This window comes from Brevundimonas sp. EU05-FHT14B07, assembly GCF_058790795.1.
Genome location: NZ_JBYTCZ010000002.1, coordinates 356,641 through 376,978, shown reverse-complemented (window position 1 = coordinate 376,978; position 20,338 = coordinate 356,641). Strand labels below are relative to the sequence as shown.

General features: G+C 57.9%; 20 protein-coding genes. 10 read left to right on the top strand and 10 right to left on the bottom strand.

What is annotated here, in order from left to right:
- Window positions 1-2: 2 nt before the first annotated feature.
- Window positions 3-1,208 (bottom strand): methionine adenosyltransferase, encoded by a 1,206-nt coding sequence (gene metK / locus AC3WRC_RS05960; RefSeq protein ID WP_492303223.1) that lies wholly within the window; start codon window positions 1,206-1,208, stop codon window positions 3-5.
- Window positions 1,209-1,367: 159 nt separating this feature from the next.
- On the opposite strand from metK, the gene AC3WRC_RS05955 reads away from it, so the two are divergent.
- From AC3WRC_RS05955 to AC3WRC_RS05940, 4 genes are read left to right on the top strand one after another with little or no spacing between them, the layout of a single operon-like run.
- Window positions 1,368-1,814: a helix-turn-helix domain-containing protein gene (locus AC3WRC_RS05955; RefSeq protein WP_313008322.1), complete on the top strand. Its 447-nt coding sequence runs from the start codon at window positions 1,368-1,370 to the stop codon at window positions 1,812-1,814.
- 27 nt (window positions 1,815-1,841) lie between these two features.
- Entirely contained in the window at window positions 1,842-2,180 is a 339-nt protein-coding gene (locus tag AC3WRC_RS05950) for a hypothetical protein (protein ID WP_295174466.1), read from the top strand.
- Window positions 2,177-2,650 carry a hypothetical protein gene (locus AC3WRC_RS05945; protein ID WP_492303222.1) on the top strand — a complete coding sequence of 158 codons (474 nt, stop codon included), beginning with the start codon at window positions 2,177-2,179 and terminating at the stop codon, window positions 2,648-2,650. Before AC3WRC_RS05950 ends, AC3WRC_RS05945 begins: the two co-directional genes overlap by 4 nt.
- Before the next feature lie 5 nt (window positions 2,651-2,655).
- Window positions 2,656-3,024, top strand: coding sequence for a hypothetical protein (locus AC3WRC_RS05940; RefSeq protein ID WP_055806745.1), 369 nt, complete (start codon window positions 2,656-2,658; stop codon window positions 3,022-3,024).
- Here the strand turns inward: AC3WRC_RS05940 and AC3WRC_RS05935 are convergent, their stop codons facing one another.
- The 4 genes from AC3WRC_RS05935 to AC3WRC_RS05920 form a co-directional block, all read right to left on the bottom strand.
- Window positions 3,025-3,378, bottom strand: a complete 354-nt coding sequence (locus AC3WRC_RS05935; RefSeq protein ID WP_039246365.1) for a helix-turn-helix domain-containing protein — start codon at window positions 3,376-3,378, stop codon at window positions 3,025-3,027.
- Between the two features lie 361 nt (window positions 3,379-3,739).
- Window positions 3,740-7,147, bottom strand: coding sequence for an error-prone DNA polymerase (locus AC3WRC_RS05930; RefSeq protein ID WP_492303470.1), 3,408 nt, complete (start codon window positions 7,145-7,147; stop codon window positions 3,740-3,742).
- The gene (locus tag AC3WRC_RS05925; protein ID WP_492303221.1) at window positions 7,144-8,697 is read right to left on the bottom strand and encodes a Y-family DNA polymerase; all 1,554 of its coding nucleotides are present in this window, start codon (window positions 8,695-8,697) and stop codon (window positions 7,144-7,146) included. The genes AC3WRC_RS05930 and AC3WRC_RS05925 overlap by 4 nt, the downstream gene beginning before the upstream one ends.
- Complete coding sequence (locus tag AC3WRC_RS05920; RefSeq protein ID WP_162233944.1) at window positions 8,594-9,268, bottom strand: ImuA family protein; 675 nt, start codon at window positions 9,266-9,268, stop codon at window positions 8,594-8,596. The genes AC3WRC_RS05925 and AC3WRC_RS05920 overlap by 104 nt, the downstream gene beginning before the upstream one ends.
- Before the next feature lie 618 nt (window positions 9,269-9,886).
- Here AC3WRC_RS05920 and AC3WRC_RS05915 point away from each other — a divergent pair.
- Window positions 9,887-10,471, top strand: a complete 585-nt coding sequence (locus tag AC3WRC_RS05915) for a hypothetical protein (RefSeq protein WP_492303220.1) — start codon at window positions 9,887-9,889, stop codon at window positions 10,469-10,471.
- A 198-nt stretch (window positions 10,472-10,669) separates the two neighbouring features.
- Window positions 10,670-11,413, top strand: a complete 744-nt coding sequence (locus AC3WRC_RS05910) for a hypothetical protein (protein WP_492303219.1) — start codon at window positions 10,670-10,672, stop codon at window positions 11,411-11,413.
- A gap of 163 nt (window positions 11,414-11,576) precedes the next feature.
- On the opposite strand, the gene AC3WRC_RS05905 is transcribed toward AC3WRC_RS05910, so the two are convergent.
- Both AC3WRC_RS05905 and AC3WRC_RS05900 read right to left on the bottom strand, forming a co-directional pair.
- On the bottom strand, window positions 11,577-12,695 hold the full coding sequence (locus tag AC3WRC_RS05905) for a DNA cytosine methyltransferase (protein WP_492303218.1): 1,119 nt from the start codon (window positions 12,693-12,695) through the stop codon (window positions 11,577-11,579).
- A 123-nt stretch (window positions 12,696-12,818) separates the two neighbouring features.
- A complete protein-coding gene (locus AC3WRC_RS05900; RefSeq protein ID WP_492303217.1) occupies window positions 12,819-14,117 on the bottom strand; it encodes a DNA sulfur modification protein DndB in 1,299 nt (432 codons plus the stop codon).
- Between the two features lie 373 nt (window positions 14,118-14,490).
- On the opposite strand from AC3WRC_RS05900, the gene AC3WRC_RS05895 reads away from it, so the two are divergent.
- A complete protein-coding gene (locus AC3WRC_RS05895; RefSeq protein WP_492303216.1) occupies window positions 14,491-15,399 on the top strand; it encodes a type II toxin-antitoxin system death-on-curing family toxin in 909 nt (302 codons plus the stop codon).
- A 33-nt stretch (window positions 15,400-15,432) separates the two neighbouring features.
- Here AC3WRC_RS05895 and AC3WRC_RS05890 read toward each other — a convergent pair whose 3' ends face one another.
- Window positions 15,433-16,152: a recombinase family protein gene (locus tag AC3WRC_RS05890; RefSeq protein WP_492303215.1), complete on the bottom strand. Its 720-nt coding sequence runs from the start codon at window positions 16,150-16,152 to the stop codon at window positions 15,433-15,435.
- A 217-nt stretch (window positions 16,153-16,369) separates the two neighbouring features.
- Between AC3WRC_RS05890 and AC3WRC_RS05885 the strand changes: the two genes are divergently transcribed.
- A complete protein-coding gene (locus AC3WRC_RS05885) occupies window positions 16,370-16,834 on the top strand; it encodes a hypothetical protein (protein WP_492303214.1) in 465 nt (154 codons plus the stop codon).
- Window positions 16,835-17,375: 541 nt separating this feature from the next.
- Here the strand turns inward: AC3WRC_RS05885 and AC3WRC_RS05880 are convergent.
- Together AC3WRC_RS05880 and AC3WRC_RS05875 are read right to left on the bottom strand one after the other, a co-directional pair.
- A complete protein-coding gene (locus AC3WRC_RS05880) occupies window positions 17,376-18,389 on the bottom strand; it encodes a tyrosine-type recombinase/integrase (protein ID WP_492303213.1) in 1,014 nt (337 codons plus the stop codon).
- Window positions 18,390-18,874: 485 nt separating this feature from the next.
- Entirely contained in the window at window positions 18,875-19,765 is an 891-nt protein-coding gene (locus AC3WRC_RS05875; RefSeq protein WP_492303212.1) for a hypothetical protein, read from the bottom strand.
- 124 nt (window positions 19,766-19,889) lie between these two features.
- Between AC3WRC_RS05875 and AC3WRC_RS05870 the strand changes: the two genes are divergently transcribed.
- Window positions 19,890-20,120: a helix-turn-helix transcriptional regulator gene (locus AC3WRC_RS05870; protein ID WP_333780224.1), complete on the top strand. Its 231-nt coding sequence runs from the start codon at window positions 19,890-19,892 to the stop codon at window positions 20,118-20,120.
- 24 nt (window positions 20,121-20,144) lie between these two features.
- Window positions 20,145-20,330 (top strand): helix-turn-helix domain-containing protein, encoded by a 186-nt coding sequence (locus tag AC3WRC_RS05865; RefSeq protein WP_492303211.1) that lies wholly within the window; start codon window positions 20,145-20,147, stop codon window positions 20,328-20,330.
- Window positions 20,331-20,338: the final 8 nt, after the last annotated feature.

Below are 20,338 nucleotides of genomic sequence, written 5' to 3'. Positions count from 1 at the left end.
CCTTAGGCCAGCGCCTTGAGCTGATCGACCAGATCGGTCTTTTCCCAACTGAAGCCGCCGTCCGCGTCCGGCTCGCGGCCGAAGTGGCCGTAGGCGGCCGAGCGGGCGTAGATCGGCTTGTTCAGTTGCAAGTGCTGGCGGATTGCACGCGGCGTAGCGCCGCCGATCAGGTCCAGGATCTTGTCTTCCAGCACCGCTTCGGAGATCTTGCCGGTGCCGTGCAGATCGACGTGGATCGACTGGGGCTTGGCCACGCCGATGGCGTAGGAAATCTGGATCGTGCAGCGGTCGGCCAGACCGGCGGCGACGACGTTTTTGGCCAGATAACGGCAGGCGTAGGCGGCCGAACGGTCCACCTTGGTCGGATCCTTGCCCGAGAAGGCGCCGCCGCCGTGGGGCGCCGCGCCGCCGTAGGTGTCGACGATGATCTTGCGGCCGGTCAGGCCGGCGTCGCCGTCCGGTCCGCCGATCTCGAAGATGCCGGTCGGGTTGATGTGCCAGACGGTGTTCTCGTCGGTGAAGCCTTCAGGCAGCACTTCCAGGATATAGGGTTTGACGATTTCGGCGACCTGCTCGGAGCTCAGCCCCTTGGCGTGCTGGGTCGACAGGACGATCGAGGTGGCGCGGACCGGCTTGCCGTCCTTGTATTCGATCGTGACCTGGCTCTTGGCGTCGGGCTCGAGCTGCGAGCCGCCGGCGTGGCGAACCTCGGCCAGCCGCTTCAGGATGTTGTGGCTGTATTGCAGGGTCGCCGGCATCAGCTCGGGCGTCTCGTTCGACGCATAGCCGAACATGATGCCCTGATCGCCTGCGCCCTCGTCCTTCTCATTGGTCGAGTCGACGCCGACGGCGATGTCGGCAGACTGGGCGTGCAGGAAGCAGGCGTAGTCCGCCGTCTCCCAGTGGAAGCCGTCCTGCTCATAGCCGATGTCCTTGACCGCGGCGCGGACCAGCGGCTCCAGGCTGTCGATGATGCTCTGGGTGAAGGCTTCGTTCTCTTCCTTGGTGTTGCCCGGCTGGGTGGCGCGGACTTCGCCGGCCAGCACGATGCGCTGGGTCGTCACCAGGGTTTCGCACGCCACGCGCGCCTCGGGATCCTTGGCCAGGAAGGCGTCCACGACCGTGTCGGAGATGCGGTCTGCGACCTTGTCGGGGTGGCCTTCGGAAACGCTTTCCGAGGTGAAGAGGAAGGAAGAACGAGCGGCCAAGAGAGGCTCCTGTCAGTGTCAGACCGACAGACATATAAAGATATGCTTATATGTTCAAGTGATCTGAAGCGCCGCTCTTCGGCTGGAAACTGCTTTGCGGCGTAAGCATATCGGCTGACTCCCTCCCATTTTAGGGTAAATAAGCGTCAGGGGGTCCCCATGCCAGATGGCCTGACGACGAGAGAAAGCGAATGCGTCCGCTTGGCCGGCCAAGGTCTTGAGGACAAGGAAATCGCTGCGCGCTTGCGCATCTCGCCGCGCACGGTCGGCAACCACCTGCATCGCGCCTACGCCAAGCTGGGCGTTTCGGACCGCAAACTGGCGGCGCGTCGACTGAGTATTGGCTACTCAGAGGCGTCGATACTCATTCCCGACACCGGCCCCCATACGCTCAATGATCCCACGTCGGCCGAACAGTCGGACGATGCGGTTTCCGACCCAACGACTTCCTGGCTTCTGCCTGCGCCTCCTCGGGGCGCTCTGGCGAGAGTGGGGATCATCGTCGCCGGGGCCGCTATCGCCCTTCTGTTCGCCATCGGGATCGTGACGGCGGGCATGGTGGTTCCATCCCTTTTCGACCGGCTTGCTCCCGCTGAAATGCGCTGACCAAACGGCTTAAAGGAAGGTGAGCCAATGAAGAACATGCACGTCGGCGTCCGGGTGGCGCGGCAGGTCAGAACCGCAGAACACGCCGTCGATCAGGCGATGATCGAAGTCAGCCGCTTGGTTCAGACCGCGTTGGAAGGTCGGGTCGAGGCGCGTCTGGCGGCGGAAGTTGGACAGGAAGCCCTGGCCAATATGGTGCGTGGCCTAAGCCAACTGGCCGAGGTTCGTAGCGCCGTGATCGCCAGTCACTGCGAGCTGGCCCAGGTCGCTGACGACCATCAGGTCGGCTGGCATATGGACGGTGCGCACGAAGACAAGACGGTCAAACCCACTGGGTTCGCCCCGGTTCTCGCCGTCGCCGCTTGATCGCCGCCGTCGGAATGGGGTCGCCGCTGTCCTTGTTTCTGATGTGCCTGACCTACGGCGTCATGGCGCTTCTGCTCTGGAAGGGTCGCATGCCGGAGCGGATCGCCCTGGTCGCTCTGGTCGTGCTCAACTGGGGCACGCCATTGGTCGATCACCTGTTCATCGGGCATTTCCGATGGGGGGTGGCGATCCTGTCGGTGTCCATGTTCTGTCTGCTGGTCGGTCTGGCGCTCCGTTACGACCGATGGTGGCTGCTTCTTGCCGCCGGCGCCCAGCTTATCGCGGTCTCGACCCATCTGGCCGGCATCGCTGGTTCTGACGCCCTGCTGTGGTCGATCGTATCGACCCGAATGGTCGTCTGGTTCGAGCTGCTGCTCCTCGCCCTCTTGGGCGTCTGGGAGGCTCAGTGCGCCCCCTACGCCCGTCCCAAATCAGCGCCCGGATCGATCCGGGCGCTGCAGAAAGTCTGAATGTCATGAATACCCAAACCACCCCCGCCTTCATGCCGCTTTTCCGCTCGTGGCTGGAAACGGCCAATCTGGCGAAACAGGTCGGATCGTCATCGCTGTCCGCCAGCGGCGAGAACCTGCTTGTCGAACTGGATCTGGCGCCGATGGAAGCGGCGGAAACCACGCTTCTCGATCACGCCCCGACCTCGGCCGTCGAAGCCGTCTGCATGATCGAGATCATTCGCCAGAGCCTGTCCGACGCCGGCCGCTCGGACGGACGCGATGCGCGCGCTCTGGACGCCATCCAGTCGTGGTTGGCAGGCGCGGCGCTCGACGGCGCCGACCATCGCGATGAGGTTGAGCAGTTGCTGAAAAGCGCCAGCAACCGGGCCTGATCAGCCGCGCAGGCCCTTGGCCACGGTCAGAAGGGCGTCGCGCTGGGCGGCGTCCTTGATGCCGCGGAAGGCCGCCAGCAGTTCGGCGACGCCGGGGGCAGCCAAAGCCAGCTCGTCGCCCTCGGCCGTTTCCAGTTCGCCCAGCAGGGCCGCGCCGGTCGATTTCAGCACCGAGGCGATCTGCAGCAGGCGGGCGGCCGAGACGCGGTTCACGCCCCGCTCGTACTTCTGAATCTGCTGGAAGGTCACGCCCGCGCCGGCGGCCAACTGCGCCTGGGTGATGCGCAGTTCCTCACGACGGGTGCGGATGCGTCCGCCGATGGCGATGTCTACGGGATCAACTGCGTCGTTCATGTCAGCCTGCGGGCATAGATAATGCGGCGCCATGGCCCCAAAACACCGATCCCGTCAAGCCAAAGCTGCTCAGCTAGGGATTGCTACGTGCATCAACGTTAACTATTCAACCTTGAGGATATGTCTTGGCCTCAGGGTGCCGCCTCCAGCGCGAATCGCACTCGGAGAAGTGGTGCCATATAGGCGACCCGAACATCTGACTTCGTGATTGCGAGTTCGATATAATTTCGGAGAGCAAGTCGAAGTCGAGAATGGCTGTCAGTGCTATTTCTGATCCAGATATTTCGCGCCCCCGCTTAAAGGCGCGTTATTTTTGGATTGGTGGACGTTTGCGTCAGCCAGTCACCAAGCCGCGCGATGTTCAGTGAAAATCCCTCGAACCCGGCAGAATGCGTACGTCACGCGGGTGGCGATGCGAAGGATGACGGGGCGCTTGAGGATGGGCGACGACATCAGCGCGGGCGAGTTGGACTGTGGTTCGGTGATCTTCGGACAGCCGCTCCAACTCAATAGAGCGATCAAACACGCGGCGAGCCACCACGTGGACCACGCCTTCAGGGCTTTTTTCGACCACGCCCTCGACCAGCATCAGACGGGCAGACATCACTTCGCGACGAAACTGTTCAAACATACGCGCCCACAGAACGACGTTGGTAATGCCCGTCTCGTCCTCCAGGGTGACGAAAATGGCGTTGCCCTTGCCTGGTCGCTGACGCACCAGGACCACGCCCGCCACCTGTACATGCGATCCACCCCGTCTGGCTTCCGTATCGCGGCAGGTTCGCACGCCTTCAGCTTCGAAAACTGGCCGAAGAATATGCATGGGATGCGCCTTCAACGACATTCGGATTGTCTGATAGTCAGCGGCGACATGCTCGCCTAAAGGCATGATTGGCAGACTAACGTCGGGTTCGCAGCCCAGCTCACGCGCGCCCCTTTCAAGAGCCTCGGCGGCCGCGAACAGCGGCAGAGGATTATCGTCTGGCAATCGTCGCACCGCCCACAACCCCTCGCGTCGGTCCAGCCCCAGGGATCGAAAAGCATCGGCGTCGGCCAGCTTGCGCATCGCTGCAGCCGGTAGTCGCGCACGCCACGCTAAGGTCTCGACGTCGGCGAAGGGCGCCTCGTTCCGCGCGGCTTCGAGCGCCTTCGCCCAACTCTCCTTGAAACCATCGATCTGACGTAGGCCCAAACGCAAGGCCGGTTCAGCGCCCGTCGGCTCAAGGCCATTGTCCCAATCGCTGTGCACGACATCAATGGGCCGTATCTCGACACCTCCGACCTCACGCGCCTCGCGCACGATCTGGGCCGGTGCATAGAAGCCCATTGGCTGGCTGTTCAGCAGGGCGCATGCAAAGGCCGCTGGGTGGTGTCGCTTGATCCACGACGAAACATAGACCAGTTGCGCGAACGAGGCGGCGTGGCTTTCCGGAAAACCATAGGAGCCGAAGCCCTTGATCTGGTCGAAGCAGCGTTGGGCGAAGACAGGATCGTAACCCCGCTCCACCATTTTGCCGACCATCCGGTTCTCGTAGGTGTGTAGCGTCCCGTCCCCCCGGAACGTCCCCATGGCCTTGCGCAAGCCGTTCGCCTCTGCATCTGTGAACTTGGCTGCGACCATGGCGACCCGCATGGCTTGTTCCTGAAACAGAGGGACGCCAAGGGTCTTGCGAAGCACTTGCTTCAACTCGTCAGGCGGACCGTGATCGGGTGATGGTCCCGAGAGATCTATCGCCTCCAGGCGGTTCCTGCGACGCAGATAGGGATGGACCATGTCGCCCTGAATCGGCCCGGGTCGGACGATGGCCACCTGGATCACGAGGTCATAAAGTTTCCGAGGCTTTAGCCGGGGCAGCATATTGATCTGGGCTCGACTCTCGACTTGGAAGACGCCGATCGACTGGCCTCGACACAGCATATCATAGACCTCGGGATCGTCCTGCGGGATGGTATCGAGACGCTCCTCAACGCCCTGATGAACCTTCATCAAGTCCAAGGCTTTGCGTATGCAGGTCAGCATGCCGAGCGCCAGCACATCGACCTTCATCAGGCGCAGTTCGTCGATGTCGTCCTTGTCCCACTCGATGAAGGTGCGGTCGGGCATGGCCGCATTATGGATGGGCGCCATCTCGTCCAGCCGATCCTGGGTCAGGACGAAGCCGCCGACATGCTGGCTGAGGTGACGCGGGAAGTTCAGCAGCCGAGACGCCATCGCGACGGCGCGACCGATCATCGGATTGGCCGTATCCAATCCCGCCTGTTCCACATGGCGGTTTGTGATTTCAGAGCCCCAACTGCCCCAGTGGCTGCCCGCCAGGCGCGCCGTGATGTCCTCGGTAAGTCCGAAAACCTTGCCCACTTCGCGGATGGCGCTGCGGGGTCGAAAATGGATGACCGTGGAGGCTATGCCGGCGCGTTCGCGTCCATAGCGGCCGTAGATATGCTGGATGATCTCCTCGCGCCGTTCATGCTCGAAATCGACATCTATGTCGGGCGGCTCGTTGCGATCCTCCGACAAAAAGCGCTCGAACAACAGTTCGGATTCCGCAGGATCAACCGAGGTGATGCCGAGGATGTAACAGACGGCGGAGTTGGCTGCCGACCCTCGGCCCTGACACAAAATGCTCTTGTCTCGCGCCACGCGCACGATGTCATAGATGGTCAAAAAGTAGGGGGCGATTTCCTTCTTGGCGATGAAGGCCAATTCCTTGTGCAGAAGCTCAGCCAGTTTGGTGGGGACATCGCCTCCATATCGTTCATTGGCGTGCCGCCATGTCAGGCTCTCCAGCCAAGCTTGGGGCTTCCAACCTGGAGGGACAGGTTCTTCAGGATATCGATAGGAGAGGTCTGACAGGTCGAACGCCACACGATTCAGAACATTCAAGCTTTCGACCACTGCTTGAGGCGCGTCATGGAACAGACGTTTCATTTCCGCGACAGGCTTGGGGTGCCGCTCGGCGTTCGTCAGTAGGCGACGCCCTGCCGCCTCAAGGGTAGTTCCGTCGCGAATGCAGGTCAGCACGTCCTGCAAATCACGCTGTTCAGGGATGTGATAAAGCACATCATTGAGAGCCAGCAGTGGAACCCCTGCTCGCTCGGCCATCGCTCTTAAACGCATCAGCCGACGTCGGTCGTCGCCGCGTCTCAACATGGCGACGCCCAACCAAACCGCGCCCGGCGCACCATCGGCGATACGATCGAGGACGCTCTCGAACCCTTCCAAGTGATCGGGCGGCATGACGATCAGCAGGATGTCCTCGGGCGCGGCCAGCAGATCGCGCAAGGCGATGTCGCACTCGCCCTTCTTCGCCCGACGATTGCCGAGCGTCAGCAGTCTTGTCAGCCTTCCCCAGCCACTTCGTGTCTCGGGATAGGCCAGAATGTCAGGCGTTCCGTCATTGAAGACCAGACGCGCGCCCAGGATCAGCTTGAAAAGCTGAGCCCGACGTTTGACCTCTTCAGATAATGCTGGGTCGATTGTCTGGTCTTCGTCCTTCGCAGTCTCGCCGGGGCCGGAGCCTTCGCGTCGCAGGTCGGGAGGCAGCAGACCATGTTCGCGAAGAGATTTCAGAGCACTCCAGGCGCGCACGACGCCAGCTACGGTGTTGCGATCCGCCAGCCCCATGCCTGCATGGCCGCGCAGGACCGCCGTCGCCACCATCTGTTTGGGCGACGATGCCCCTCTCAGGAATGAGAAGTTGCTGGTCACGGCCAGCTCGGCATAGTCGCCCTGTGGGTCAGGTTGAATTTGTGGCGCTCGTTCTGTCATGCGAACAGGCCGTGAATGAACCAGCGCGGCGGTTCTTCGACGCCATAAATACCTTGGCGGAAAAGCCAGAAGCGGCGGCCGTCTACATCCTCGACGCGGTAATAGTCGCGGGTGCGCTGGCCTGGCGCGCGCCACCATTCTCCTGCAATGCGTTCCGGTCCCTCTGCGCGAGCGACATTATGAACCACGCGTCGCCAACGGAAGCGGAAGGGGTGGCCGTCGGGCGCCTCGGCCAGTGTCTCCACGGGTTGCGGTGGATTGAACAGATGCAGCGGGCGCAGAGGGGGATCATCAGGATCGAGCTCTGGCCAGGATTTACCGATATCCGGACCACCGCCGCCCGAGGTCCAGCGCGCTGCACGCTCGGGGATGTGTGAACCCTCAGGTTGGAACCTCAACACAGCCTCAGGCCCTAATCGCGCGATCAGTCTGTCGATCAGGGCGCTCAGGTCGCCGGACGGATCGGATTCCTCTTCCAGCCCTGTTTGAATAGGCGCCAGCCGCTCGACCGTTGTGGCGACCATACGCATCTGGTCGAAGCCGAAGCCAGGATCCAGCGGAGTCTTCAAGGCCGCCAGGCGCTCGCAGAACAGGCGCAACACCGATCCGGCGTCGCGTGTGGCGCGTCCGACCTTCAGTCTTACCCTCCGCAGACCACCATCCACACGATAGAAGCCAGCCTCGAAGTCGCGCGCCCCCAGTATTGCGTTCTCCAGCCGAGCCATAGTGTCCTCAAGCAGGTCGGACAGTACGCGCTTTACGTCAGCGTCAGTCGAGATGGGCTCGAAGAAGACCCGATCGACCACAACAGGCGGCGTTGGACGATGCGGGGTGATACGTGTGTCTTCATCACCCAAGATACGCGCCAACCGCGCAGGAAATCCGGCCCCGAAACGGGCCGCCAAGGGCGCTCGCGGGCGGTCATCCAAGTCGCCCAAATTTTTCAGGCCCGCCCGACGTAAAGCTAGCTCATCGCGTTCATCAAGCTCCAAAGCGGAGACAGTCAGACGACGGACCATTGCGCGTTCGGTTGCGCAATCGAACACGTCATGCGGCTGTCCAAATCGACTGAGCGCACGCGCCGCCTGGGGTGTGGATGCGAAAGCGCAACGGCTCTGCAAACCTAATCCGCGCCCACGCAACTGGACGAGTTGAAACAGTTTCTTCTCGCCGCCGAACAGATGTGTGCAACCGGTCACATCCATCATCAAACCGTGCGGCGGATCTATTGTGATCATGGGCGAAAAACGATCGAAGTCCTCTAGAACCTGAGCAAGCCAAGCGTCGTCCGCTTCGGGCTGCGTCTCTGCGACCTTCAGCACAGGGAGGCGCGCACGCGCATCAGCCAGCGTCTGGCCGGGACGCAGCCCTTGGCGCGACGCCTCAGGGCCGACGCTGCTCAGCCGCAGAGCGCCTTTGACCTTCTCCACCAGCACAAGCGGCGCTTCAGGCGTGTCGGCGCAGGCTTTCAGTTGTAGCCTGTCGCTGGGAAGCCAAGGGAACCACACGGCCAGATAACGTCGCCGGCTCGACGAATGATCGTCCTTCACGATCCCACTCCATGAGAGAGGCTACGACTGCCGCGCTTCCTCGATGACGCAAAAGTTTGGCGGAAAAGGCCGGCCGACCTGGCGCCCCGCCTTCCAGAGGGGTCGAGGCTGCGGATTTTATCGACCATCGACTTTCCGCCGCGCTGGGCTGGGGTGCGGCCCCTGCACGCGCCAAAAAAAGCTGCTTGCCGCCATTACGAGCCGCCAGCGACAGCCGCCGGCTAGCCGTGAGGCTTAGAGCCCGGTCTTCTCCCCATGCGCTCAGCAGCACTACACCTATGCCGCGCGTGCGCAGGGCGTCTTCACCCACACCCAAAAGGGTGCGGATGTCGCGAGCGCGAACCAACAAAACCTCATTGGGTGACAGGCCCATCTCATGCAGCCCCGCCCCATACGGGTGGCCGTTCTCGCCAGCGCCTCGATCATGAACGGCCCACAGGAAGCCCTGACCAGGCGTGATCGACAAAGCCATGCCCAAGCCGAAGCCGTTTACGGTCACGGCGTCCGCGGCATTCTCAGCGTAGAATTCGTGTGTTCCGGCAGGCGTCAGCACGGCCAGAACGCGTGCCATATCACCTCCGTTTAAGTCGCTATCAAACCTGCGCTTTATGAGAGGAGAAGAGTGGCGTGCTAGCGAAAAGCTTGAGACTAAATCTCGTTTGTTCATCATTTGTTCTATATGCGACTTCACACTCCCAACGAGTCAAGGTGAGAAAAGTAGCCCTCCAATTTTAGCTCAGCCGCTTCGTAGAGGGCTCCCATCTTGATCGGCCCGAACCGATAAGTTCTGGCGCGAAGTTGAGGCTTGGGCCTGAGGAGCGCTCACCCAGTTCGACGAAATTCGAGCAAAGGCCGAAAGTGTGAAAATCTATAGGCTTATCGGCCTTTCCCATTGCCCGCGCCGGTTCCAAGCGGAAACACCTTCCGGCCTATCCGGCCGGGCGTCAAAGCTAGAGATGCCTTGAGAAGGTGGTGCCGCTTAGGTGACTCGAACACCTGACCCCATCATTACGAAAGCGATAAGACGCATATTTATATAGCAAAATCAGCTATTTAAATCGGTCTTGGTCGGATTATTTTACCTAAAGTTTCTTTGATATGGGCGGCATACTGGGAGGACGTGTGGCCTAAATAGTGGGGTAAATTCAACAACATCAACCTCATTTCCACATCACACCCATTTTCCATCATGCCCGCCCTCACACCTCAAAATTTCAACCACTATGACACCACCCGTGTGTCTATTTCCGTGCGGGGTGATGGTGGCCGGAACTGGAATGAACTCGCTCGCCTTCCAGAGCTTGAGCGGGCGATTCGTAGCTGCCCAGATCGCTATTTTGTGACCCTAACAACCCGTCGGGCATTCACGCCAGGCATCATGACCGCTGAAGTCGGCAAGGTGTTGCATCGGGTCAACGGCAAACTTTTTGGAACGCATTATTCTCGCAAAAAGGCGGTGCGGCTTGCCGTCTATGCCGTGCAAGAGCGCAGTTTGGATGAAGGCTTGCACACCCACCTTATTGTCGGCGTGCCGGAAGGAAGCTTGGCCCTGAAAGCCAACCCTGCCTCTTTGGATGCTGGGTCATTGATCGTGTCAGAGTGGGTGGATGCGGATCCAGAAGCTCGACGCCACACCGCTCAAGATGCCCAAGATGTCTACGACTACGCCGGAGCATCTAGCTATACCCGCAAAACCATTCGCAGCAGTCAGGGGTTCGACAATGTCGACCTCCACAACTGCTCGCTTCCATATCGGTCGTCTGCCCTGTCGTAATTGACGGGATAATCCATAAAGCCGAGCGCAGACGGTTCCCCTTGACCCCAGTGTCCCAAGCTTGGCGATCCATCCAGATCGCCTTGATTATAGAGTCATGTCTAAAGCTGACTATTAAATAGGGTGAAGGGCCGAAGGCCACCGACGAGCAAAGCGAGGAGGTTAATTTGAGAGCTGCAAAGTCGATGAGGGGCGGATATGGCGATTAAGGATGTTGATGATGGATTAGATGCCCTGCGGCGTGAGATCGGGGTCGCAGAGATTATGTCGTTGATCGAGCGCACTGCCCGCTGGGTTGATCCTGAGACGTTCAGGTTATTACCGGTCTGGTTCCCTGAGCATGCACGTAGACAGCCCTTCTACAAAGGCCGGTGGTCGGAGCCGCAACTCAACAAGAGCCGCTCCAGCGGTTCGGTGGTCCACAAGGTCGAAGGCAATGTTTACGCCAACCAAGCGCTCACTTTGGCGCTGGGATTAAGGAAGGCCAATCGACCAAATTGGTCCTGCTGCCATATATGGGGCGTGGATGATGGGGCCTATCAAAAGTCTAACGTCGTCGTGCAGGACCGTAGGTTCTATTCATGCGTGGCTAACATGGTGCTGTTGCCTACTCCTCTAAAGGCTTTCACGGATACCATGCCGGAGGTCAAGGCTATGCTTCGCTTCTGCGCTACTAATCTCTACGGTTGGAAGTGCGACCACACGGCCGTTGCGGACATAGAGGAGGCTTCGATTGGTCAGTTCGGTAGCGCTTATCCGAAAAGCTGGCCGGCACGTGCCGAGGAAAGAACGCCGGCTGGCATGGTGGCTCTAACGCCAGCTATTCAAAAATCGGCTTACCGCAGATTGGCCGTCATCCGACGGGAGATCGCAAATCCTGGACCGCACTATCCCACCGCCGATGTGTTGTCCGTATTAAAGTATTGGAATATCGCTATCTAATATCTCTAAGGCTGGGAAGACTAATCTTTCTTGATGCAGGCAGTGGTCGTGTACCTGGGCATATAAAATTATTGACTTAGATATTTATTTTGTAGTGACGGCTAATAAATCGATAGAAATGTAAAAGTTGCCGGTGTTAATGGCTAACTATCCGATAAATCTTCTAAGAAGAAACGTAATTTTGAGCTGGATATTGCGTTAATGATTCACTAACAACTGACGCCATTATATTAGCAAAACCGCACGGCAAAGCATTTCCAATGATGCTGCATGCCTGATCAATTTTGTTGGTGTCGATTTTGTAGTCGGAAGGAAACTGCTGAATTAACGCAGCTTCTTTGATTGAGATAGTACGATCCTTATCGGGATGCCCAAACCTACCTTTGCTCAAGGTAGCGCAGCCTGCCGTGATGGTGGGTGATGGGGCATCCCAGGCCATGCGGCCATATACGTTCCGAAAACCAAAATACTCGCCTTGGTGGCACGGGGGGCGTAGCCGTTCGGGGATAGTTCGCCAATCGCCTCCGGGTTTAATCCACTTTAGCCGTTCGACGTTGGCGGGCGACATCCTTCTAACGACGTGCCAGCCAGTTAGGTCGTTTGCCTTCGTAGCTCGTACGTCTTGGAAGCACGATGGCTCAGGAAGGCCGCCAATGGCACTTCGTACTGATGCCCAGCGTTTCAGATCGGCGCTGCCAGTCTTACTGTGTGTCGGTTTGGGAAGTTCGATTTTGAATCCTCGCCCAGCCATCAGGACGAGACGTTTTCGGAGCTGTGGGGTACCGAAGTCAGCGACTTGCAGCACGTCATAAGTTACAACGTAATCTAACGCCTCTAGCTTAGTTATAAAGGCATCCAGCCGTGCCCGACCCTTCTTCGCAAGGCCTGGAACATTTTCCATCATAACTGCTTTTGGCAGAAGCTCTTCGATCAAACGGCCCATTTCATCGATCAGCTCGTTCCGCGGATCCTCTCGTTTCCACTTTGAGGTTAGGGAAGTGAAGCCCTGACAAGGCGGGCACCCGGCAATGAGGTCGATTGGACGATCCCCAGCGACCTTCAGGATGTCAGTGCCCGACACCGTCCGGATATCATCTGCGAAAGCGACTGTGTCTGGATGGTTGGCTTGATAGGTAGCGACAGCGCTGGGGTCCAACTCTACGGCAGCGACCACCTCGAAGCCGGCGGCCTTAAGCCCAACGGTAAGGCCCCCACCGCCGGCAAATAGGTCGACGGCCAGCGGCCGATTGACTGCCAAGTCGTTGTCTTGTTCGTCTACCAAGCGCAATGTCCCGAATCGCCAGATTCTATCTAGCGCCGGGGTACTTGGAAAGCTGGATCCCCTCAACGGCCAATCAGGCGGATAGAGCCAAACTTCCGTCAGGCCCTATCTCTAGCTGATGAGCTACTCCTGCCGTTCGTGCGGATCGATCGATTCTTGATCAACCTGCTCGTTTTCAGGCGCACCATCCTCATCAAGCAGGCCCTTGTCCCGAAGCAGGTCGTCGATATGAAGGGCTCTTCGTACAACGTCTGTCATTAGGCGCCGGTTTTGGGCACCACCACCGCCCAGCAAGCCCAAGACGGTTTCGCCGTTCTTGTTGACCTTTGGTCGGACAATTTCAGCCCAAAGTGGATCACTTCTATCCCAGCTCAGAGCGCCTAGGCGAGCGGCTGCGGCTTCGAGGTCCGGGACATTGAGCCTGACCTCCAAGTCGTTAAATACCACGCCCATCGCTGTCCAACCTGGAGAGCTAAGATGGATGCTTTCTCGATCTCTGAATGCGTCTTCGCCCATCGATCCAACCATTGCCTCCAAGAAGGCAATGATCCGATCTTCAAAGAATTCAACGGTCTCTTCCGTCAACTTGGGATTGGCTAGATCTTGATTGTTAGAGCTGTCGGCAAATCGTTCACCTTCTGTAGCTGCCCGCACGAAGCGCAGCATATTTTGCTGCACGATTATTGCGGAAGACTTGCTCCCAAGTGACGCAGCCTTTCTTTCCATGCCGCCAAGACGCCTAATAACGTCACTGTCGCCAATTCTGTTGGCGAGAGCGATGTAGACATCGGAATGGTCGAGAGCGATTGCGTGCCGCTCAGTGACCTTCGCTACCCGGAAGTTAAAGTCGTGGAACAGCTGCTGCATCTCGTTCAGCGTGAGGGGAGATGTTCCCTCCGCTGGAACATAGAACACGGTCGGGAGAGTGAACTCGCTCAGAAGTTTTTGTATAGCCTCTCGTGCGTCGATCGAGATGTCCGAGGCCTCGGACATCTCGACCAATTCCAGTGCTGCTGAGGCTCGTCCCAAACCATCGACCAATACCCGGCGATTTCGTTTGGAGAGGTCGAAGTGAAGCACACCCATTCCACTTTCGCCCTCCGTCTTTTCAAAACGGGTGGGGTTCTGAACAGCCACAGCTATAGCCGGGAACGCTCCAATGATAGTTGGCCGTTCGATGAACCTATAGCGGATGTAGCGGACAAGGGACTCAAGTCTAGCCTTAGTCGTAGCTCGCTGGAGGTGGGTGTAGATGTGGGAAAGGTCATCACTCAACTTCTTCCAGTGCCTAGAGCGGGGGTCGTGACCAATTATCGTCTCAAGCGACCCGGCAGGCAGTTGGGTGGTGTAGGTAAGAAGCCTAGGTCCGAATTGACCTTGAATGGCGGGGACTCTAGCGGTAGGTCTCACATGTTCGATCATTGTACTTGCTTTCAATGGTTAACGTTATCGGGCGAGGCCGGATTTGCCTGGAAGCTCTTTGGCCTCGTCCGAAACAACGTCTACTCGCCAGTTTTGACGGTGTAAATGGCTTTCCCCGCAACTTTTCCTGCGGGGAGGGCCGTAAAAGTCGCGGGGAGGCCCGCCTGCGATCGTAAGCGGCTGTAATTCCACAAATTGCCGTTCATCGAGCGGGTGCGGATTTTTTATCACTGGGACTTGTTGATCAGTCCTCGCCTTTTTCTAGGTTCCGCAACCTCGGCTTGTCTGAGATGATTGGCGTTGGATTTGATTCGGGGCCAGCGGTTGATTTGCGGAATATATTCCTGCGCCGAGGCTAAGCAGGGGTGTGTTCGTGATTGCTACGGTTCTTGAGAAGGAAGCCGCTCTCTCCGAGCTAAGCCGTGAGGCGATAGCTAGAATTTGCGAGACGTATGAGGATAAGGATCCGTTTGCAGACCACTGCGTGATCGGTCTTTTTGATGTGCTGCGAGCCCACTACCTCATATGCGATTTTTTCACAGAGGCAGGGACGGGGCTGTTCCAGCCGGGGCCGAGAGATTTAGGGCTACTTGAGTCCGCTGTCGGGCGTCAGCAGGCGACATTCTTCAACGTCACTAAGTGGAAGACGGAATTTGAGAAGGTCGCTTCGCTTTTTTATGGTCTCGTCAAAGATCACCCGTTCCACGATGCCAATAAACGCACCGCATTTCTGATCGCTCTATATTCCCTGCATTTGAAGGGTTTTACTCCTACAATTACATCTAAAGCGTTCGAGGATTTCACCGTTGAAATAGCGAAGGGCGGATACAGTAAACGGGCAAAATATTTATCGTTGCTTAAAACCCGATCGAAATCGGATGCCGCCGTAATATTCATAGCGGAATACTTTAAGAAAAATTTTCGAAGAGTAGACAAGACGAAATATATTGTTACATTCAGGGAGCTTAGTTCCATACTGTCTAAGTATGGACTTGAGCTAAGCAATCCATCGGGAAACTATATTGATGTGGTGCGCCGGTCCGAAAGAAGAAAGCTTTTCGGATTTGGTGCGAAAGAATCTGTGAACGTAAAAATAGTTACAGTTGGTTTTCCAGGATGGTCTAAGCAAGTTAACACTGAAACCGTCGACAAAATTCGTAAGGCGGCTGATTTAACACATAAGAAAGGTGTGGATTCCGCTGCCTTCTTCCGTGATGCTGACCCGGCAGCCGGACTTATAGCACGGTATCAGCCAGCTTTGGAAAGTCTAGCTTATCGGTAGTTAGTTGCCACAGGCATCTGTTACAATTGACTATTAGGTACCAATGCGCCGTAGAATGTTGATGACGGTTGAGGGGTGCCAGGTTTTTCTCCTCGCCGTTAATATTCCCATTTCGTTTAAATGACGAGCTATTAGGGACGGCGAAGTCACGTCGCCTTTTGGCAAATGGGTCATCGTTGACCTAAAGTCTCTGGCTCTTTGTTCCGCTCCTTCCCTCACGGCTGCGACGGCGGCAGTGTTTCCTTTGTTTGCTCTCTGAATCGCCGCGATCCCGTTGGGATTGCCCAAATGGGACACATTGCGACCTGAGCGTGAGGACACGTACGATCGGCCATCGGAAAGACGATGTTTGACCATGTCCAACGCCTCTCTTGTCCGACGAGAAATTGCCTCTCGTTCGGCCTGAGCAATGACAGCTAACACCCCAATTGTAAGGTCGTTGGCGTCGGGAATGTCGGCGGCGATGAACCGGACGCCGCTGTCTCTGAGCGCCAATAGGAAGGCTGCATTACGGGAAAGTCTATCCAGTTTGGCTATGACCAAAACGGCCCCAGTGAGTTTGGCCTGACTTAGGGCGTGGCTTAGCTGAGGACGAGCGTTTAGCTTTCCGCTTTCGACCTCGATGAACTCTCCTAGGAGCACCATGCAACGTTGTGCGACCAGATCGGCCACGGCCAATTTCTGAGCTTCTAGGCCGAGACCGCTTCGTCCTTGCGATGCTGTGCTAACCCGATAGTAGGCGACCGCCTTCATCCGTACCTCCATGAGCGCCGTACAAAACCGCCTAACCAACGTCAGGCGGTTTTGCCGACTTCCGGCCAGCGGGAGGATGAATCAACGCCATAAAAATGGCTTCGAACCTTTGGGACGTGAGTACGGGGGCGACGGCTAAATACGGTTCGGAGGTGCGTTCCGACTGTTGTCTTTCATCCGTGAGGGATGGAGAGGGCCGCCGAACGAAGGAGGTCACATGAGTGTTTTGAGCAACTTGAAATTGGCGGTGAGCGACGATCGGACGAAGGGATACGACCCAGTTCGAGTTCGCAGGAAGAAGCTAGCCGCAGCTCTATCGGACCAACTTCAGCTTTTGGAGGCGGCTCAAGCAGGCGGCGTCTATCAGAAGGTCCGAATGAAACGAGCCCGAGATCTTGAATCTGATGAGGTCGTGGACATCGAACAGCGTCGGCGGGTGGTGCCCTGGTGGTGGATTGACGACGATGGAGTTGTGAAGTTTTCGATCCGATACGGATCTGCCCGGTTACAGGTGAAAGACGGAAAGGATGTCTTGATCGTGCCGTCGCTCGCTCACCTACAGAAACTTCTCCCACCACTGCGGCAGGAAGTGTTGGCGGGTGAACTCGACAGTGCCCTCGCTATTGCAGCGGACGCATTGCAAGCCCGTTTCCGTGGCGCTCAAAGTGAAGCGGGCGGTTAAAGCGGGAGGCCTGGTCAGACCGGCAGGCGAAACCCGCTGGTCTGATCACTTCCTATTGGGAGCGGAGGCTGACTTGGACAATTGCGGCTGGGGAGGCGTGAATCGTTCCGGCCTTCGCAGCGGCGATGGATAAGACCCAAAGAGGGTCGCTCGTCCATTCGGCTACAAGCGCCATTTTCTCACCGTTGCTCTCCATTGCGAGGTGCGGCTTTCCCAGTTCTGCTGTCAGCTGATTTGCCGCCATGGCAACGTAATCGACTGCATCGCCACTGGTCTCCACCGGCATGAGTCGGGTCAGCTTGGCTGAGGCGGGCAGGGGACCTGACGACGTGAGCGGGAGATACCCAAGGCGTTGGAGGGGGCGCAGGTATTCGCCGGGCGGCGGTCCCGCCCTGCTATCTAAAATTTTTACAGTCAATTTGTCTTGGTGACGAAATGGCGGGCAATGTGGGTCTATGAAGTCGCAAGTGTGCTTCATTGGAAATCTCCTGAAATGTGAAGCTGATGGTTCTGGCCTGGGTAGGCCGGGCATACGTCCACGTCAGGCCGGAGGGGCGCTGACATCGAGGTATCGGGTGGGCCGTCTGAAGCTGAACAGCTTGTCCCTGTTGGACTCGGCGGTGAGGGAGCTGGCGTAAAAGCGATCGATCATTTCCACGCTGGTTCGGCAGGCACGGGCCAGCGTGACGAGATCTACATCCCCTTGCTGGAGACGCATGGTGATGGCCGTGTGGCGGAGGGAATACAGGCTGTGCTCGTCGCCGTTCACCGCCGTCAGAAGACCGGCGTGAATAAGGGTGAGCCGGAACTGCCGACGTATGATCTCGTGAGCGTATGATCGGTTCAAGCGGGCCGGAAGGAACAAGTAGTCGTTTGGCCTGCCCAGGCCTCGCAACTTCTGCCCCTTGAGAATCCGATCATAGATGAAGACGGCGACCGGCATGGTGATGATCGGGTCGGAATGTCCCTTCGAAGCTGGGGCGTCTATTCGCAGATAGGCTGGACCGTCCTTGTCGCCCGGGACGATGGTGACGTGCTTGTGCTGGAGCGCAAACCTGTCGCCAGGGCGGAAAAAGCCGTTGACCATGAAGGTCACCAAGTCACGCAGCTCACGATCAATAGGCGCAGCTCTCCAACTGATCGTCGGCTTGCCCTTCTCGATAAGTTTGAGCGCTGCCAAAAGACGATGATATTGGTCCCGATTGAATGCTGGACGTGGGCTTGGCTTCTGAGGCGGCCTCGGGATCGCCGGCATTTGACGGATCAGCCCGTCGTCGTGGGCCATCCGCAGAACCTTGCTGACGAATGATAGGATGGCTGCGATCGATGTCGCCTTAAGCCCCTTGGCGGCCAGAACGTCACGGAATTCTCGCAGTTTCCGAGAGTCGATTTTGCTGAGCGGTGTGCTGCCAAAAAATGGTTCGCAGTGTTTTCTCAGGCGATCCCGATAGTCCACCACCATTCGGGGCTTGTTCTGGCCAATGAGAACCCTTGCCTCGCCGTCAGCTATAGTGGCGGTTGCCGCTACTGAGAATGTAATGGTGGCGTTCTTCATTGTAAGGCTCAAGGCATAGGTCTTCGCTCTCGTCTTTCGACAAGTTAAAATTTGCTCTGACTGGTTGGAATTGGACGTGTGGAAGTGAGCGCCAGGATTTTGGCCCAAGCGGTATTGAAGTAGCGGGATTTAAGGGGTCGAGATGCTCACTTGACTTGCAGAATATACTTCAAAACTGAGCAAATAGCAAGGTGTGGTCTTGACGGGCGCTCCGAGACATGCCTCCCGCCAACCCCTCATGTTCGGTTTTTAAGAGAGCCGCAAATGCCCGTGGCGTAAGGGTGCGGAGCGGCAAAACGGGCCGTGGTTTTGCGGCAACACCGTCCTTGACCCCTCATGTACGATGTCGAAGAGAATTATTTTTTGGTCGCAGGACGATTTTCTCCGCTCTGAACTCGCATGAGACGCTGGCGGTCAGACGCTCCGCATCATCTCTTAAAGGCGGTTCAAAACGCCGGAGAATCGATTTTCGCCGTAAGGATGACTCAGGAGAAGTTGGCGGCGCTGGTCGAGGACCGTTCGACCTGAACTCGCATGAAGCCACAGTCCGAGACGTTCACACGGACGTCCGCCAACCCAACACCCCGCATGTTGGTGCAGTAGCCATCGAAACCCAATGTCCTCAGTCGCTGCTGCTCGGGCTTGAGGCTATCGATGCCGTGATTATCGACAACAGCCTGAGCGAAATCCTGCAGGGATATCTGTTCAATCTCGAATCCCCGAGGCGTGAGATAGAAGGCTTCCACATTGCCGTTGGCGTCGAAAAGCACCCTCCCGGCTAACTTGCAGGCGTTCATTTGCATGGCTGCCAGAGAGTTCCTCTCGTCCGGTGTCATTGCGTCTCGCCGGTCGAGTTCTTCGCTACACTCTGGGGTCGCCGGGTAGAGTGTCATTCCGCTTTCATGGGAAGGAAGCCCAAAATGCATCTCCATCAGGGGGCTTCCACTGTTCTCAACGGCGATCATGCCTCTGTTTTCGGTGTTGAATAGGACCTCATCCCTGCTTTGGCCGATGTGGAGACCACGCACCTCCAAGTAGGATGCGGCGGGATAGTCCTCGGGGGGCGGAGCAACGCTTGGGACATCGGGTGCCGCCACGTTCATATCGACCATTGGGACGGCAGGCTCGGCCTCAATATTGTCCCACGCCATTAACGCCCAGGGAGTTCCCGCCAAAACCAACAGCGTGACGCCCGTGCCGACGGCGATCCAAATGTTGCGTTGTTTGTTCGAGCGTCTTCCGGCGTTCGCTGCTCGATTGAGCTCGGCAATGTCTTCTTGGGTGTAGCCGTCTGGCCGCTCGTCACTGCGGTGGTGGATCGTGGCGAACAACGCCGGGTGCTCAGGTTCCTGGTCGTCGCTCTTCTTGATCGTCATCCGTCCCCTCCTGGCTGTGAGCAGGCTTTGTCCCCTGTCCATAAGGGTCAGACAACGGCGAGCATCACGGAACACATATTATAGTTGATAAACTTGGTCGTGCCGGCGGGTCAACGGTGGCCGCATGGATATGCGGCGGCTGCTCGGCCGAAATGCCAAGAGGGCTCGTTTGCTGGCCGGACTGACGCAGGAGCAGTTGGCGGTTAAGTCAGGCTTCGCTCAGCAGTACATAAGCGACATGGAGCGGGGGCTACGAAACCCGACCATCGTCAGCTTGTACGAAATCGCTCAGGCGCTCGGCACCACGCCTGTTGCCCTCATCGCCCCCGACGAGGAAGCGGCCCGAGAAGGCTGACGGGCAGCCTCACGGAGGCTGCCAATGTCAAACGGACCTACCGCCGCTGATTTGTTCACCGCCGCCGTTGGTGATCGGGTCAAGGAATGGCGTGAATCTGTCAATCAGTCTCAGGCCGATTTGGCGGGATTGGCGGGAATCTCTGTCAGCTATCTCGGCAAGATCGAGCGGGAAAAGTCGCTGCCACCATCACAACAATGCAGGGGATAGCCAGGGCC